Source organism: Corallococcus aberystwythensis (assembly GCF_003612165.1).
Lineage (GTDB): Bacteria > Myxococcota > Myxococcia > Myxococcales > Myxococcaceae > Corallococcus > Corallococcus aberystwythensis.
Genome location: NZ_RAWK01000228.1, coordinates 1 through 16,727 on the forward strand (window position 1 = coordinate 1; position 16,727 = coordinate 16,727).

General features: G+C 70.2%; 15 protein-coding genes and 1 pseudogene. 12 read left to right on the forward strand and 4 right to left on the reverse strand.

Annotation, left to right across the window (positions count from 1 at the left end; genetic code table 11):
* Positions 1–122: 122 nt before the first annotated feature.
* The 3 genes and pseudogenes from D7W81_RS30435 to D7W81_RS30445 all read left to right on the forward strand — a co-directional run.
* Positions 123–851, forward strand: a pseudogene (locus tag D7W81_RS30435) (AHH domain-containing protein); the annotation flags it as partial.
* An 11-nt stretch (positions 852–862) separates the two neighbouring features.
* Positions 863–1,438: an imm11 family protein gene (locus tag D7W81_RS30440; protein WP_120558909.1), complete on the forward strand. Its 576-nt coding sequence runs from the start codon at positions 863–865 to the stop codon at positions 1,436–1,438.
* A 58-nt stretch (positions 1,439–1,496) separates the two neighbouring features.
* Complete coding sequence (locus D7W81_RS30445; protein ID WP_120558910.1) at positions 1,497–1,931, forward strand: TfoX/Sxy family protein; 435 nt, start codon at positions 1,497–1,499, stop codon at positions 1,929–1,931.
* Here the strand turns inward: D7W81_RS30445 and D7W81_RS30450 are convergent.
* Positions 1,918–3,561, reverse strand: coding sequence for an AMP-binding protein (locus D7W81_RS30450; RefSeq protein ID WP_120558911.1), 1,644 nt, complete (start codon positions 3,559–3,561; stop codon positions 1,918–1,920). The two genes, D7W81_RS30445 and D7W81_RS30450, sit on opposite strands and share 14 nt — an antisense overlap.
* Positions 3,562–3,683: 122 nt before the next feature.
* Between D7W81_RS30450 and D7W81_RS30455 the strand changes: the two genes are divergently transcribed.
* Positions 3,684–4,916, forward strand: a complete 1,233-nt coding sequence (locus tag D7W81_RS30455; RefSeq protein WP_120558912.1) for an alpha/beta hydrolase-fold protein — start codon at positions 3,684–3,686, stop codon at positions 4,914–4,916.
* A 138-nt stretch (positions 4,917–5,054) separates the two neighbouring features.
* Here D7W81_RS30455 and D7W81_RS44230 read toward each other — a convergent pair whose 3' ends face one another.
* Entirely contained in the window at positions 5,055–5,891 is an 837-nt protein-coding gene (locus tag D7W81_RS44230; protein WP_120558913.1) for an Fpg/Nei family DNA glycosylase, read from the reverse strand.
* Between the two features lie 224 nt (positions 5,892–6,115).
* On the opposite strand from D7W81_RS44230, the gene epsC reads away from it, so the two are divergent.
* On the forward strand, positions 6,116–6,961 hold the full coding sequence (gene epsC / locus D7W81_RS30465; protein WP_120558914.1) for a serine O-acetyltransferase EpsC: 846 nt from the start codon (positions 6,116–6,118) through the stop codon (positions 6,959–6,961).
* A 43-nt stretch (positions 6,962–7,004) separates the two neighbouring features.
* Positions 7,005–7,925 carry a cysteine synthase A gene (cysK, locus tag D7W81_RS30470; protein ID WP_120558915.1) on the forward strand — a complete coding sequence of 307 codons (921 nt, stop codon included), beginning with the start codon at positions 7,005–7,007 and terminating at the stop codon, positions 7,923–7,925.
* A 31-nt stretch (positions 7,926–7,956) separates the two neighbouring features.
* Here the strand turns inward: cysK and D7W81_RS30475 are convergent, their stop codons facing one another.
* Positions 7,957–9,096, reverse strand: coding sequence for an aminotransferase class V-fold PLP-dependent enzyme (locus D7W81_RS30475; protein WP_120558916.1), 1,140 nt, complete (start codon positions 9,094–9,096; stop codon positions 7,957–7,959).
* Between the two features lie 58 nt (positions 9,097–9,154).
* Positions 9,155–9,805: a hypothetical protein gene (locus D7W81_RS30480; protein ID WP_120558917.1), complete on the reverse strand. Its 651-nt coding sequence runs from the start codon at positions 9,803–9,805 to the stop codon at positions 9,155–9,157.
* A 133-nt stretch (positions 9,806–9,938) separates the two neighbouring features.
* Between D7W81_RS30480 and D7W81_RS30485 the strand changes: the two genes are divergently transcribed.
* The 6 genes from D7W81_RS30485 (at position 9,939) to D7W81_RS30510 (ending at position 16,709) form a co-directional block, all read left to right on the forward strand.
* Entirely contained in the window at positions 9,939–10,658 is a 720-nt protein-coding gene (locus D7W81_RS30485; RefSeq protein ID WP_244227534.1) for a TetR/AcrR family transcriptional regulator, read from the forward strand.
* An 87-nt stretch (positions 10,659–10,745) separates the two neighbouring features.
* Entirely contained in the window at positions 10,746–11,984 is a 1,239-nt protein-coding gene (locus D7W81_RS30490; protein WP_120558919.1) for an acyl-CoA dehydrogenase family protein, read from the forward strand.
* Between the two features lie 2 nt (positions 11,985–11,986).
* Positions 11,987–13,066, forward strand: a complete 1,080-nt coding sequence (locus tag D7W81_RS30495; RefSeq protein ID WP_120558920.1) for a phosphotransferase family protein — start codon at positions 11,987–11,989, stop codon at positions 13,064–13,066.
* Positions 13,067–13,068: 2 nt separating this feature from the next.
* On the forward strand, positions 13,069–13,761 hold the full coding sequence (locus D7W81_RS30500) for a histidine phosphatase family protein (protein WP_120558921.1): 693 nt from the start codon (positions 13,069–13,071) through the stop codon (positions 13,759–13,761).
* 27 nt (positions 13,762–13,788) lie between these two features.
* Positions 13,789–15,078 carry a LamB/YcsF family protein gene (locus tag D7W81_RS30505; protein ID WP_120558922.1) on the forward strand — a complete coding sequence of 430 codons (1,290 nt, stop codon included), beginning with the start codon at positions 13,789–13,791 and terminating at the stop codon, positions 15,076–15,078.
* A gap of 716 nt (positions 15,079–15,794) precedes the next feature.
* Positions 15,795–16,709, forward strand: coding sequence for a 5-oxoprolinase subunit C family protein (locus D7W81_RS30510; RefSeq protein WP_244227535.1), 915 nt, complete (start codon positions 15,795–15,797; stop codon positions 16,707–16,709).
* Positions 16,710–16,727 lie beyond the last annotated feature (18 nt).

Sequence of the window (16,727 nt, forward strand, 5' to 3'; positions counted from 1 at the left end):
CCCCAGATATCTCAACCGCTCGATAAGAGGGAGTGAGCGGCCCGCGAGCGGATGGAGCGGGTGGGTGATGACCACCGAATCCAATGGCGACTTCGTCTTCAAGGGGGTGCGTCGATAGGGGCTTGCCGGAGCCCCTGTCCAAGGGGCTTGCCGCCCTCATCACCGCCACGGCGATTGCCTACCTGGGGGTGGACACCGTGTGGACCCTCCTGGATGGCTGGGTGACGCTGGTGCGCCACGTGGACCAGGCCACCACGTTCATCCAGGTACGTGACGCGGGCGAGGCCTACGGCGAGGTACTGGGCAAGAACGCCGCACGTGTCTTCGTGATGCTGGCCACTGCGGCGATTGGCAACACGGCGGGGCTCGCGATGAAAGCCCCTACCCTGCCGGGCTCCGCGCAGGCCGCGGTCGCGGTGGAGACGCAGGCAGGCCTCCAGTTCGTGGCCATCGGGGGCGTGCGCTCCGTGGCGATGACGGCCGAGGGCTTCACCATCGCGGTCGCCATGTCATCGCGGTCTGAGAAACCCCAGCGTCACCACCTGGCCACCATCCGGAATGAGAAGTCCGCGAAGACGGGTGGGCCGTGGACCCCGCTCTTCCGGCGCATCTTCAAGCGAGCCGGAATGGAACTGAAGGATCCGGAGAACATCGTCGAGGTCCCGGGCCACCGGGGTCCTCACCCCAGGGAGTACCATCAGTTCGTCCATGACCGATTGAGGCAGGCAACCTCCAGTTGCCGGAGCATCGAAGCCTGCCGCGAGGCCTTGACTGACGCCCTCAGGATCCTCGCGGAGCAAGCCAGAACCCAGGGCACGGAGATCAACAGGTTGCTGACCCAGCGTCCTTGAAAGCCACGACCATGACCGCGCGCTATTTCAGATTGTCAGAGGAGGTCGATGCGCCGGGACGCTGGTACCTGGGCGATCCTGTCGATGAAGGTTCCGTGGAGGTCGAGAACCCGTGGCTGTTCAGCGCGGGGAAGTCCATCGATGCCCCCGGCCGTCTCCGCATTCCCATCGATGAGCCCGGAAGGCCTCTGGCCTATTCCGAAGCAGGCATTGGGGGCACCCCCATCCTCCACGTCACGTTGGCCACCGTCTTCGCGGAACTCGCACCCGATGACGTCCAGCTCTTCGCGGTGGACATCCCGGGACATCCCGAGCAGTTCAGCATGCTCGTGGCCACCCGGCTGATCCGCTGCATCAGCGACGAGGCATCCCGGGAAGTGGAGTACTGGGATCCCATCAAGCACAAGCAGCCGGAGAAGGCGGGCCAGTACTACTCCGTCGCGGGAATGCGCATCGACACGTCGAAGGTCGGTAACGCCAAGATCTTCCGGCCCTGGGGCTGGTCCATCGCCCTCATCGTCTCCGAGGACCTGAAGACCGCGCTGGAGCGCACTGGCGCCACGGGCATGCACTTCACGGAGGTGTAACGAAGCCGCACGCCGTGCACCCGGGCCGCTAGAGTCCACCGTCCGGAGGACTTCGCCCATGCCACGCACGGACAGCTTCGTGGAGTACACGGTGGAACTGCTGGAGCCATTGGGCCGGGTGCAGCCCCGCTCGATGTTCGGGGGCTGGGGCCTGTACTTCGGCGGCCGGATGTTCGGCCTCATCATCCAGGGCCAGCTCTACCTGAAGACTGACGACGTCACCCGCCCCGACTTCGAGGCCGAGGGCTGCCGGCCCTTCATCTACCAGAGCCGCGGCAAGTCCCAGCCCATGAGCTACTGGACGCCCCCCGCCGACGCCGAGGACGACGGCCGACGCCTGCTCCCCTGGGCCCGCCGCGCCGTGGACGCCGCCAACCGCGCCGCGATGAAGAAGGCCGCGAAGAAGGCGCCCGCCGCGAAGAAGGCTCCCGCCGCGAGGAAGAAGGCCTCGACGGCGAAGAAGGCCCCCGCGAAGCGCGTCAAGCGGTCTTGATGGCGGCCACGTCGCCGAGCCCCAGCTCGGCGATGGAGACCTCCCGCATGCGGAACTTCTGCACCTTGCCGGTGACCGTCATCGGGAAGCTGTCCACGAACTTCCAGTGGCGGGGAATCTTGAACGTGGAGATGCGCCCCGTGCAGAAGGCCGTCAGCGCCTCCGCCGTGAGCGAGGCACCGGACTTCAGGCGCACCCACGCCATCACCTCCTCGCCGTACTTCACGCTGGGCACTCCGATGACCTGCGCTTCGGAGATCTCCGGGTGCGTGTGGAGGAACTCCTCCACCTCGCGCGGGTACACGTTCTCCCCGCCCCGGATGATCAGGTCCTTGATGCGGCCGACAATCTTGACGTAGCCCTCCCCGTCCATCGTCGCCAGGTCGCCGGTGTGCATCCACCCCGCCCGGTCGATGGCCGCCGCCGTGGCCTCCGCGTTGTCCCAGTACCCGAGCATCACGCTGTAGCCACGCGTGCACAGCTCCCCCGGCTGCCCCTGCGGCACCACCGCGCCCGTGTCTGGATCCACCACCTTCACCTCCAGGTGCGGGTGCACGCGGCCCACCGTGGCCACGCGCCTCTCCAGCGTGTCGTCCAGGGGGTTCTGCGTGGACACGGGCGACGTCTCCGTCATGCCGTAGCAGATGGTGACCTCCTCCATGTGCATCCGCGACTGCACCTGCTTCATCACCTCCACCGGACACGGCGAGCCCGCCATGATGCCGGTGCGCAGCGTGCGCAGGTCGAACTCGCCGAAGCGCGGGTGGTCCAGCTCCGCGATGAACATCGTGGGCACACCGTAGAGGGACGTGCAGCGCTCGGACTGCACCGTCTGGAGCACCGCCAGCGGGTCGAACGCCTCACCCGGAATCACCATGGTGGACCCGTGCGACGTGCAGGCCAGGTTGCCCATCACCATGCCGAAGCAGTGGTAGAACGGCACCGGGATGCACACGCGATCCTCCGGCCCGTAGCGCAACACCTCGCCCACGAAGAAGCCGTTGTTGAGCACGTTGTGGTGCGACAGCGTCGCGCCCTTCGGGAAGCCCGTGGTGCCGGACGTGTATTGAATGTTGATGGGGTCGTCGAACTGGAGCGACACCTCCCGCGCCTCCAGCACGTCGTCGCCAATATTGGCGCCGCCCTTCACCAGCCGGTCCCAATCCGAGTCCAGCACCAGCGCCTCGCGCAGGCCCGCGCACCGGGGCCGTACCTCCGCCAGCATCCGCTTGTAATCCGTCTGCCGGAAGCCCTTCGCCAGCAGCAGCACGCTCACGCCCGCCTGGTTGAGCACGTACTCCAGCTCCGACGTGCGGTAGGCGGGGTTCAGGTTGACCAGGATGGCGCCCGTGCGTGCGAGCGCGTACTGCGACACGGTCCACTCGAAGCGGTTGGGGGACCAGAGCCCCACCCGGTCGCCCTTCTGGATGCCCAGCGCCAGCAGTCCCTTGGCCACCGCCGTCGTCGCATCCCAGAACTGCCGCCAGGTGACCCGGTAGTGCTGGGACGCCACCACCAGCGCCTCCCGGTCGCCGAAGCGTTCGACGGTGCGGCGCAGGTTCTGACCGAGAGTCTCCCCCAGCAGCGGGGTCGTGCTGGTGCCGTGGGCATAGGACAGGGCGGTCGTCATCCCCTCATCGTCCGCAGGGTGGCCCCGGATGGGCAAGCGTCAGCGGGGAGCAGGGCCTCCGGCTGTCCGCTTGTACCCGCCGGCCCACTCGCTACTGTCGCGGGCCTTCCCGGGGGAATCACATGCGCCAGTGGCAGACGTTTCGCCGTGAGTTGTGGGGCTTCGCCCTGCTGTCCGTCCTTCACGTGAGCGCGGCCATCGCGGCCGGCGACACGCCCATCGTCATTGGCACCCGCACCACGCTGACGTCCAAGGTGCTGGGGGAGCAACGGCCGCTGATGATCCACCTCCCGGAGGGCTACGAGGCCGCTCCCACCGAGCGCTACCCGGTGCTCTATGTGCTGGACGCGGAGACGCACTTCCTCCACGTCGCCGGCATGGTGGAGTTCCTGGCGCGGACGCAGCACCTCCCGGAGATGATCATCATCGGGGTGCCCAACACGGATCGAACGCGTGACCTCACTCCACCCTTCTCCAAGGCGGAGCGAGTCGACGACGGCCGGCTGCTCTCCGAGGCCGCCCCCACTGCGGGCCACGCGGACACCTTCCTGCGCTTCTTCACCGAGGAGCTCGCCCCCTATGTGGAGGCGCACTACCGCACGCAGCCCTACCGGATCCTCGTGGGTCATTCCCACGGCGGCCTCTTCGCGATGCATGCCCTCACGCACAAGCCGGAGAGCTTCAACGCCTATGTGGCCATCAGCCCGTCGCTGCACTGGAACTCCGCCGAGCTCGTGCGCACCGCGCCGGGTGCACTGACGCGCCTGGCCGGGCCGGGCCGCGCGCTGTACCTCCACGAAGACGCCGAGGAGGCCCCCAACGTCGCCAACCTGCGCACGCTCACCCGGGAACTGCGCAAGCGGAAGCCCGCGAACCTCACGTGGCGCTACGACGAACTGCCCGGCCAGGACGACCACGCGAGCATCCCGCACATCGGGACGTACGAAGGGCTGCGGTTCGTCTTCAACGGCTGGAAGATCCCCGAGAAGCTCCAGATGACCGGAGACGTGGCGCGCATGGAGGAGCACTACGCGCAGCTGTCCAAGCGCGTGGGCTACCCGGTGGTGCCGCAGGAGCGCCTGTTCAACGGGGTGGGCTATCGCCACCTGGAGGGAAAGCGCCTCCCCCAGGCGATCTCCGCCTTCGAACGGAACATCACCTTCCATCCCGACTCGGGCAACGCGCACGACAGCCTGGCGGATGCCCTGGAAGCGGCGGGCCGCCTCCAGGAGGCCCTGACGCACCGTGAGCGAGCCATCACACTGGCACGCGAGCATCAGGATCCGGACCTGCCGCACTACCAGAAGCACGCGGATGACCTCCGCGCCCGGATCGCCGCGCAACCCGCGCCCTAGCTGCGAACCCGATTCCTTCCCCGTGGATGAGAAGACGAGAGCCCACCGGGGACGCCCGTCAGCGGCGGACCGCACGAACTGGTCCGACAGTCGGACCAGTTGGGACCGCATCGGGCGGGAAGGGGGACAGCCTGGAGCTCAGGGGGCCAGGGCCAGGTCCGGCCTCCGCCGTGACCGCCGCACCCGGTCCACGCCCTGACACGCTGCGCAGAAGTAGAGCGTGCGCGCCGCCAGCGTCTGCCCCGTCACCATCCCACCGCAGCGTGGACACGGCAGGCCCGCGCGGCTGTACACGCAGAAGCGCTCCGCCCGCTTGCGCCCGGGTGACGGCAGCGGCGGCGCACCGGGCGTGACGATGAGCCCGTCCCGCACGCCGTCCTGCAACAGCGCCCGCATCGCGCCCCACAAGCTGTCGAACGCCTCCCGTTCCAGCTCGCACGCGGGCATGAGCGGCGGCAGGCCCGCGACGAACAGCGCCTCCGCTCGCACGATGTTCCCCACGCCCGCGATGCGCCCCTGGTCCAACAGCGCCTGCGCCAGCGGCATGCGTCCGCGCGTCAGCCGCGCATACGCCCGGTCCGGTGACGCATCCGCGCGCAGCGGATCCTCCCCCAGCCTCGCGCGCAACGCGCCCTCCTCCTCCTGCGACAGCAGCTCGCACGCGGACGGCCCGGACAGATGCAGCGTCGCCCCGTCCGAGGTCAGCCGCAGCCGGCACGCCGGAGAGGGCACCGGCGCGTCCCCCCGGAAGTGACGGATGCGCCCGAAGAGGCCCAGGTGGATGTGCAGCCGCACGTCCCCTTCGAACGTGTGGAACAGGTGCTTGCCGTGCGCATCCACGCCCAGCAGCGCCCGCCCGGACAGCCCCTGCGCCACCTCCGGCCGGCCCTGCGGCGAATCGGCCGTGAAGCGCCGCCCCACCAGCCAGCGGCGGTGGATCCGGGCGACCCGGTGGATGCTGTGACCCTCAGGCATCCCCCTGGGTAATCCCCGCCGCTGCTCGCCGCCGAGGCCTACCCCGCCCCGGTCCCTGGACGACCGGACGGCCGCGACGTTTTCCCGCCCAGGGCATCCACGTCCAGAACCCGGTCGTTACGCCTCGGGCCCCCCGTAGGAGGCCATTCCCGCGGCCCCCAACGGCTCCCAAACCGGAAACAAAGAAAACGCCGTACTGGCGCGCTATCCTGACGCAACGCCCCATGGACGATCCGAACGCCCGACTGGTTGCCACCCTGCTTGAGGCGCGACAGCGCCACTGCTTCCCCCCGGACGTGCGCAAGGCGGCGCCGGAGTTCGTCGCGCAGGTGCTGGGGCTGCTCTTCCCCCACTTCGCGGAGCGGCTGGAGTGCAACGCCGCCGCCGTGCGCCGGGACGTCACCGCCGTGGAGGCGAGCCTCCAGCGCATCCAGGGTTTACTCGCGCCGCACTACCCCGTCACGGACGCGGGCATGTCCTCGCGCTTCATGGCGAAGCTGCCGGACCTCTACGAGTGGCTGCAGCAGGACGCGCGCGCCATCTTCGAAGCGGACCCCGCCGCGCGCAGCGTGGACGAGGTGGTGCTCACCTACCCGGGCTTCTACGCCATCGCCATCTACCGCGTGGCGAACGCGCTGCACCGGCTGAACTTCCCCCTGCTGCCGCGCCTGCTCACCGAGTACGCCCACCAGCGCACCGGCGTGGACATCCACCCGGGCGCCACCATCGGCCGCAAGTTCGTCATCGACCACGGCACGGGCCTGGTCGTTGGTGAGACGACGGTGATTGGCGACAACGTGAAGCTCTACCAGGGCGTCACGCTGGGCGCGCTGATGGTGGAGAAGGCCCTGGCGGACCGGAAGCGCCACCCCACCATCGAGGACGACGTGGTGGTGTACGCGAACGCCACCATCCTCGGAGGCGGGACGGTGGTGGGCAAGGGCAGCATCATCGCCGGCAACGCGTGGCTCACGCAGAGCGTGCCCGCGCAGTCCGTCGTCACCCGCCGCAGCGAGGTGCGCGCGCGCCATGGCGACGAGGGCCTGGACGTCCTCGACTACCACATTTGAGTTTCCCTCACGCAGTGCCCGTTCCCCATTCACAGGAGACGCCATGAAGGTCGACAACATCCTGCAGACCATTGGCAACACGCCGCACGTGCGCATCAACCGGCTGTACCCGTCGCGCGTGACGGTGCACCTGAAGCTGGAGCGCGCCAACCCGGGCGGCAGCATCAAGGACCGCATTGGCCTGGCGATGATTGAAGACGCGGAGAAGAAGGGCCTCCTCAAGGAGGGCAGCGTCATCATCGAGCCGACGAGTGGAAACACCGGCATCGGCCTGGCCATGGTGGCCGCGGTGAAGGGCTACAAGATCATCCTGGTCATGCCGGACTCCATGAGCATCGAGCGCCGCCGCGTGCTGGCCGCCTACGGCGCCCAGTTCGACCTGACGCCGCGCGCCCTGGGCATGAAGGGCGCCATCGCCCGCGCCCAGGAGCTCGTCTCGCAGACGCCTGGCGCGTGGATGCCGCAGCAGTTCGAGAACGAGTCCAACATCGAGGTCCACAAGCGCACCACCGCGCAGGAGATCCTCAACGACTTCCCGGAAGGGCTGGACTACCTCATCACGGGCGTGGGCACCGGCGGCCACATCACCGCGTGCGGCGAGGTGCTCAAGGCGAAGTGGCCCAAGCTGAAGGTGCTCGCGGTGGAGCCGGTGAAGTCCCCCGTCATCAGCGGCGGCGCGCCGGGCCCGCACCCCATCCAGGGCCTCGGCGCGGGCTTCATCCCGAAGAACCTGCACACGGACATCCTCGACGGCACCATCCAGGTGGATGAGAAGGACGCCTACGAGTTCACCCGCCGCGCCGCGCGCGAGGAGGGCATCTTCGTGGGCGTGTCCTCCGGCGCCGCGCTGTCCGCGGTGAACCAGCAGCTGGCGCAGATGCCGGACGGCAGCCGCGTGCTCGCCTTCTGCTACGACACGGGCGAGCGCTACCTCTCCGTGGAGAACCTCTTCCCGGCGCAGTAGCCGCCGCGTGCGCCGGTCCGGGTGAAACGCCTCACCCGGGCCGGTACGCGCGCACCAGGTCCACCAGCCGGTCCATCTCCGCGTCCGTGTTGTAGAAGTGCGGTGACAGCCGGATGCGCCCGCGCCGGACGGAGTGGGACACCTTCTGCCCCGACAGGTACGCGCTGAGCGCATGGACGTTCGCGCCGGGCGGCAGGAAGGTGAGGATGCCCGCGCGGTCCTGCGGCTCCGGTCCCACGTCGCAGCCCAGATTGCGCAGGCCCGTGTCCAGCCGGGCCAGCAGCTCACCAATCCGCGCGCCGATGGCGTCCGGGCCCACCTCCAGCAGCAGCTCCAGCGCGGCGCCCAGGGCGTAGATGCCGGGGTACGCGGCGCTGCCCTCCTCGAACTTCGCCGCGTCCGGGCGCAGCTCGAAGTGCGAGCGGTTGAAGTTCCACGCATCCGTGGTGCTGCGCCAGCCCACCAGCGCGGGCCGCACGCGCGGCAGCACGTCCTTCGCCACGTACAGGAAGCCGATGCCGGAGATGCCCAGCATCCACTTGTGGCTGTCCGCGCTGAGGAAGTGCGCGCGGCTCTTCTTCACGTCCACCGGGATGCAGCCCACGCTCTGGATGCCGTCCACGCACAGGAGCGCGCCGGACCGCTCACACAGTTCGCCCAGCGCATCCAGGTCCGTGCGGTGGCCGGTGGCGAACTGCACCGACGACACCGCCACCAGCCGCGTGCGCGGGGTGAGCACGGACGCCACCGCCGCCGGCGTCACACCACCGACCTGCGCGGGAATCTCGCGGACCTCCACGCCCCGGGCCTTGAGGTGCAGCCAGGGGTAGACATTGGAGGGGTACTCGATGCTCGTGGCGACGGCGACCTCGTCCCCGGGACGCCAGTCCAGTCCTTCCGCCACCAGCCCCAGACCGTGGCTGGTGTTGCGCACGAAGGCCACCTCCTCCGGAGCGGCACCGATGATGCGCGCCGCGAGCCCGCGCACCTTCTCGCTGTGGGCCTCCCACTGCCGTTCGTTGAGGACGCCGTGGTTCACCACGTCGTCCATCCACGCCTTCACCGCGGTGGCGGCGCGCAGGCTGGTGGGCGCGACCCCGGCGTGGTTGAGGTAGAGCTGCTCCTTCAGGACGGGGAACTCGGCGCGGTAGGACTCGAACGAGACGCTCATGGGCGGCGAGTGTAACCACCCGCCTGCTGCCTACGGCACGCTCCGGGGCCCTCGTCGACTACAGGACGACCAGCAGGCCCAGCGACGCCGTGGGGTACACCGTGCGCAGGCCCAGGTTGCTGGAGCCCACCTGGAGCTCGCGCACGTCCGTGAACGTGAAGCCCGGGCCCGCCCGTGCGGACAGGCCCACGCGCCCGGAGCCCGGCCGCCACATCACGCCCAGCGTCGGCTCCAGGAAGGCCGTCGTCGTGTAGTCCTTGCGGTCCGGCATCGCCGCGCCATCCGGACGCGCGACGAACTCCTCCAGGCCCAGCGTCATCCCCACGAACGGGCGCACCGTGCCGTCCGCCAGGAAGGCCAGCGTGTAGCGGCTGTCCACGCCCACGCCGAAGTTGAGCTTCACGTCGCTGCCGCTCACGCCGCTGAAGCGCGCCTTCGCGCCCAGCGACCGGTTCCACCCGCCCGCGCGCCCCAACAGGCCGAAGGCCAGCCGCGAGTCCCGCGACGGCGCCACCTCCGCCCGGATGCCGTACAGCGAGCCGTCCAGCGCGGGCGGCTGCAGCTCCAGCAGGAACGCCCCGCGCCGCTGCTGCTCCTGGCCCGTGGACGAGGACGCCATGTCCTGGGCCATCGCTGGCACCGACAGCAAAGCCGCTCCCACCGCCACCGCCTTCACCCACTGCATCGACCGCTTGGACTCGACTCGCATGGCCCGTCTCCTTCGGTTTAGCCGTACGACTAACTTAGTCACACAACTAACTAAGACCGGCGACGCGGGATGTCAAGCCAACGGGCGGACGTCGCCCTTGCGGGGGTGGGAGCCGGTGCCCTATGGGTCTGGGATGCCATCCCCCCGCCGTGGCAAGACGCCGCCTCCTCCCACCGCTCCGGAGCCTGACGCCCGGGCGCGCCTCATCGCCGCCGGTCAGCGCGTGTTGGGGGAGCGCGGCTATGACGCCGCGACGGTGAAGGAGGTGGCGCGCGAGGCGGGGGTGAACCAGGGGCTGGTGCACTACTACTTCGGCAGCAAGGACGCGCTGCTCCTGGCCGTCACGCAGGAGGCGAGCCGTCAGTACCTGTCGGAGCTGGAGCGGCTGCGTGCGCAGACTCCGGCGGAGGAGCTGGCGCAGACGGCCTTCGCCTGGGGCGAGAAGCTGGCCACGGACGCGCCGGGAACGTGCCGGCTGCGTTACGAGCTGTTCGCGCTGGGCCTGCGCAACCGGGAGCTGACGCCCGCCGTGGCACAGCTCCTGGGCCAGGGCGACGAGGAGATCGCCCGCACCGTGGCGCACGTGCGCACGGGCCACGCCACGGCCCCCACCGCCGAGGACCTGCACTACGCGGTCATCATCAAGGCGTGCGTGGACGGGCTCGCGCTGCACCACCAGCTGGACAAGAGCTTCGACCCGCTGCCCGTGTACGCGCTCCTGCGGCGGATCATGCTCGCGAGCATCGAGCAGCCCACCCCGCCCCGCGCGCCCGCGCGCAAGCCGAAGGCCCAGGGCCGGCGCGCGAAGCCGTCACCGCGCACGCGCAAGTCACCGGGTCCGCGCCGCCGCTGAACCCAGCAGCCGGGGCAGCGCCAGCCCCAGAACAGACATTCAACATTCAGTGGCTTCACCAACCCACCGGGGCGCAGGATGCCCCGCATGGACTTCCAGCCCTCCGCCAGGACGACCGAATACCTGGAGCGCGTGAAGCGCTTCATGTCCCAGCACATCGAGCCGGTGGAGGCCGAGTACCTCCAGGCCCTGCACGCCATGGAGGCCGGCGGCGACTGGCGCCAGTGGAAGGTGCCGCCGGTGATGGTGGAGCTCAAGGCCCGCGCGAAGGCCGAAGGGCTGTGGAACCTCTTCCTCCCGGACGCGAAGCTGGGCGCGGGCCTGAGCACGCTCGAGTACGCGCCGCTCGCGGAACAGATGGGCCGCAGCTTCATGGCGCCGGAGGTCTTCAACTGCAGCGCCCCGGACACCGGCAACATGGAGGTGCTCTGGCGCTACGGCTCCCCGGAGCAGCAGGAGCAGTGGCTGAAGCCGCTGCTCGCGGGCGACATCCGCTCGGTGTTCTGCATGACGGAGCCGGACGCGGCGTCGTCGGACGCCACCAACATGCAGGCCACCGCCGAGGTGGATGGCGACCACGTGGTCCTCAACGGCAAGAAGTGGTGGTCCAGCGGCCTGGGCCACCCCAACGCGAAGGTGGCCATCTTCATGGGCCGCACGTCGCAGGCCGGCGCGGACCGCCACCACCAGCACTCCATGGTCCTGGTGCCCATGGACGCGCCGGGCGTCGAAATCATCCGCATGCTGCCCGTCTACGGCGACCATGACGCCCCGCACGGCCACGGCGAGGTGCACTTCCACGACGTGCGTCTGCCGGTGTCCGCGCTCATCTCCGGGCCGGGCATGGGCTTCGAAATCGCGCAGGGCCGCCTGGGGCCGGGCCGCATCCACCACTGCATGCGCTGCATTGGCGCGGCGGAGCGGGCGCTGGAACTGATGATCGACCGGGGCATGGGCCGCACCGCGTTCGGCAAGCCGCTGCTCAACCTGGGCGGCAACCGCGAGCGCGTGGCGGAGGCGCGAATCGCCATCGACCAGGCCCGCCTGCTCACGCTGTACGCGGCGTGGAAGCTGGATGACGTGGGCGCGATGGGCGCGATGACGGAGATTTCGGCCATCAAGGTCGTGGCGCCCAACGTGCTCCAGCGGGTGGTGGACGACGCCATCCAGGTGCACGGCGGCGCGGGCGTGTCGCGCGACACGCCGCTCGCGGGCTTCTTCGCCCAGGCGCGCAGCCTGCGCATCGCGGACGGTCCGGACGAAGTGCACAAGGGCGTCATCACCCGCATCGAGCTCGCGAAGCGCGGCTTCAGCAAGGGAGGCTGAACATGACGGCTCCGGTCTCCATCCCGCTGGACGAGGGCAAGGCCGTGCGCTCCGGCGAGGCGCTGGACGTGCCCGCGGTGGACGCGTGGTTGAAGGCCCAGGTGCCCTCGCTCCAGGGCACGCCGGAGGTGACGCAGTACACGGGCGGCGCCTCCAACTGGACCTACCGGCTGAAGTACGACAACCGCGACCTCATCCTGCGCAGGCCGCCCTCGGGCACCAAGGCGAAGTCCGCGCACGACATGTCGCGCGAGTACACCGTGCAGCAGGCGCTCAAGCCCGTGTACCCGGTGGTGCCCACCATGGTGGGGCTGTGCCAGGACCCGGGCGTGCTGGGCGCGGAGTTCTACGTGATGGAGCGCATCCCCGGCCTCATCCCTCGCAAGCACCTGCCCAGGGGGCTGGACCTGGACAGGGCCCACACGCGCCAGCTGTGCCTCAACGTGGTGGATCAGCTCATCGCGCTGCACGGCGTGGACGCGCAAGGCGTGGGGCTCCAGTCCCTGGGCAAGGGACCGGGCTATCCGCAGCGCCAGATTTCCGGCTGGTCCGACCGCTACGAGAAGGCACGCACCTGGAACGTGCCCCGGATGAAGCGCACGCGCGAGTGGCTGGCCGCGAACGTGCCCCCGGACATCAAGACGTGTGTCATCCACAACGACTGGCGCTTCGACAACGTGGTGCTCAACCCGGAGGACCCCACGCAGGTCATCGGGGTGCTGGACTGGGAGATGGCCACGCTGGGCGACCCGCTGATGGACCTGGGCAACACGCTGGCCTACTGGGTCCAGGCGGATGACGACGCCTTCCTGCGCATGACACGCCGGCAGCCCACGGACCTGCCCGGCATGCTCACGCGCGAGGAGGTGGTGGCGTACTACCTGGAGCGCACCGGCCTGAAGCCCGCCAACTGGACCTTCTACGAGGTCTACGGCGTGTTCCGGCTCGCGGTCATCGCGCAGCAGATCTACTACCGCTACCACCACAAGCAGACGCGCAACCCGGCGTTCAAGAACTACTGGCTCATCGTCAACTACCTGGGCTACCGCTGCCGGCAGCTCATCAAGAAGGCGGGGGGCTGAAGATGGGCGCGCTCTACCTCATCCGCCACGGCCAGGCGTCCTTCGGCGCGGCGGACTACGACAAGCTGTCGGACGTGGGCGTGCAGCAGGCGCGCGTGTTGGGCGAGGCGCTGCGCTCGCGGCTGCCGAAGGTGGACGCCGTGGTGACGGGCACCATGCTGCGCCACCTGGAGACCGCGGAGTCATGCCTCGTGGGGCTGGGGCAGCGGGTGGGCGTCCAGACGATGGAGGGCTTCAACGAGTTCGACCACGTGGAGATCGTCGAACGGCACACCCCGCGCTACGCCAACCCCGCGGTGATGCAGGAGGAACTGGCCGCCACGAAGGATCCGCGCCGCGCCTTCCAGGAGGTGTTCACCCAGGCCGTGGGGCGCTGGGTCGCGGGCGGACATGACACCGAGTACCGGGAGTCCTGGCCCGCCTTCAAGACGCGCTGCCTCCAGGCACTGGCGACGCTCGTGGCTTCGTTGGGGCCCTCCCGGACGGCGCTGGTGTTCACTTCCGGCGGTCCCATCACGGCCATCAGCCAGGACCTGCTGGGCATCCCGGATGAGCACGCGTTCCGGACGAACTGGACGCTGGCGAACTGTGGAGTCACGAAGGTCATCTACAGCGAGCGGGGCCGGTATCTGTCCACGCTCAACGAGCACGGACACTTCGAGGGCGAACACCGCTCGCTCATCACCTACCGCTGAGGTGGGGGGCTCGCGTAGCGTGGGCCCATGACGCGGTGCCTGCTCAACATCGACCTGGGGGAGCTGCCCGGGGAGGACGAACAGCTCTACGCGCTCGCGCACCTGGCGAACATCGCCTGCGGAGGACACGCGGGGGACGAGGCGTCCATGCGGCGGGCGCTGGAGCTGTGCGAGCGCCATGGCACGCTCGCGGGAGCGCACCCGTCGTACGCGGACCGCGAGGGCTTCGGGCGCAAGGCGCTGGACGTGGCGCCGGAGGTGCTGCGCGCGCAGGTGGCGGAGCAGTGCGGGCAGCTGGCCGCGCTGGCCCGCGAGCGCGGCGTGCCGGTGCGGCATGCGAAGCCTCATGGAGCGCTGTACCACGCGGCCAACAAATCCCCGGAACTGGCGCGCGCGGTGGTGGCCGGCGTGGTGGAGGCCTTGGGGACGAACGTCACGTTCGTGGGGCCCGGTGCCGGAGCGTTGAGGGACGCGGCGCGGGCGGCGGGGCTCGGGTACGCGCGTGAGGGCTTCGCGGACCGGGGCACGCTGCCGGACGGTTCGCTGATTCCGCGCGGACAGCCTGGCGCGGTGCTGACGGACGTGGCACGGGCGCGCGAGAACACCGTGCGGCTGGCCACGGGCGGCACGGTGGACACGCTCTGCGTGCACGGCGACACGCCGGGCGCCGTGGCGCTGGCCCGCGAGGTGCGCGCGATGCTGGACGCACTGGAGCAACCACCCGAGCCCATTGGCGACAGCGCACTGCGGCTGGTGTTACCGGAGGCGGTGGACCGGGGCCTGGCGCGCGAGGCCCTGTGCGCGCTGCCGGGCGTGCGGGACGCGGTCATCACCGAGGCCCACGCGTGCGTGTACTTCGACCCGGCGACACCGCCGGAGTCTCCAGCGCTCGTGCTGACGCGGCTGCGCGTAGCGCCTGTGGCGCCGGTGGAGCATCCGCTCATCCGCATCCGCGTGCGCTACGACGGCGAGGACCTGCCGAAGGTGGCCGAGCACACGGGCCTGACGGTGGATGAAGTGGTCCGGCGTCACACGGCGCGCGAGTACACGGTGCGCTGCGTGGGGTTCCTGCCGGGCTTCGCATACCTGGGGGACGTGGATCCGCGCATCGCATGTCCCCGGCTGCCCGTGCCACGCACGCGGGTGCCGGCGCTCGCGGTGGGCATCGCCGGGGAGCGCACGGGCGTGTATCCGTTCGCGTCGCCGGGAGGCTGGAACCTCGTGGGCACCGCATTGGACTTCACCGCGTTCGACCCCCAGCGCGGCGCGGTGCTGCACCTGGGCGACCGCGTGCGCTTCGAGCGGGTGGATGAATGAAGGCCCTGCACAGGAGACCGGGCGGAGACACATGCCACCCCATGAATGCCGCCAGCGTCGACGCCCGACCACGAGGGCGCCACGCGAGGACGGATGAACACGCCTGCGGCTCCGCCGGGGCCTCGGACCAGAACGGTATACAGCTCACGTCTGACGCGGGCCCGACCGGACCGGGTTCAGCGGCCCGGATGGGGCAGCCGCCGCCCTGGCCCGGGTTCTCCCAGCTGGTCCGACTGTCGGACCAGTTCGCATGGCCTGGCTGGGGCAGGAGCCTCCCTCGCTCGGGTTCGCCCAACTGGTCCGACTGTCGGACCAGTTCGCGTGGCTTGGCCGGGACAGGAGCCTCCCTGGCCCAGGTTCGCCCAACTGGTCCGACTGTCGGACCAGTTCGCATGGCTCGGATGGGGCAGGAGCCTCCCTGGCCCGAGTTCTCCCAGCTGGTCCGACTGTCGGACCAGTTCGCGTGGCCTGGCTGGGACAGGAGTCTCCCTGGCCCAGGTTCGCCCAGCTGGTCCGACTGTCGGACCAGTTCGCATGGCTTGGCTGGGGCAGGAGCCTCCCTGGCCCGAGTTCTCCCAACTGGTCCGACTGTCGGACCAGTTCGCGCGGCGCGCTGCCGCCGGGGAGGCCCCGTCGGGTTCTCGCCTTCTCATCCTGGGGACAGAGTTCATGTCCGAGGGCTCAGCCGTGCGGGGTGATGCGTCATGAGCGCCTGGATGGAGATCGTCGGCCTCGGTGCGCCCGCCACGGTGCAGGACGGGGGTCGACCCGGGGTCATGCACCACGGCGTGCCACCCGGTGGCGCTTGGGTTCCGGAGCTGCTCGTCGCGGCGAACCGCGCGGTGGGCAATGCGCCCGGGGCCTCGGCGATGGAAGCCTTCGGCCGGCTGGAGCTGCGCGCCCGGGGCCGTGACGTGCGCGTGTCCGTGGATGGCGAGGCCCCCAGCCTCCTCGCGGACGGCGCCACACTCACCGTGCCCGCCCCCACCCGGTACGCCGTGCGCTACGTGGCCGTGGACGGCTCGCTCGCGGTCCCTGAAGTCCTCGGCGGACAGGGCACGCTGTGGGTCGCGCGCCTGGGCGGCTGGGAAGGCCGTCCCCTGCGCACCGGCGACCGGCTCCCGCTGGGTCCTCCCGCCACGCCGGCCCCCTCCCCTTCCGAAGCAGACCTGTCACGTCTCACGGAGGCCCTGGACCCGGCCGCTCCGCTGCGCGTGCTCCCGGGCCCGGATGCGTCCCGCTTTGGCGAAGCGGCCGTGGCGCTCCTCCTGGGCAGCACCTTCACCGTGTCGCCCTCCAGTGACCGCGTGGGCCAGCGGCTGGAGGGACCTCCCGTGCCCCATGGCGACGAGGGCGCGGGCACGTCCCGCCCCATGGTACGCGGCGCCATCCAGGTCACCCTCTCCGGCACGCCCATCGTGCTGGGCCCGGACCACCCCACCACCGGGGGCTACCCGCTCATCGCCGCCGTCATCCGTGCGGACTGGGGCCGCCTGGGTGCTCGCCGTCCGGGCGCCCCGGTGCGCTTCCAGGCCGTCTCGCTGGAAGAGGCGCAGCACGCCTGGAAGCACCACCCCGCCCGGCCGCCCGGGACAACTTCGGACCCGGTCCGGCCGATACTGGGGGCATGACTCCTCCGAAGATCGGTC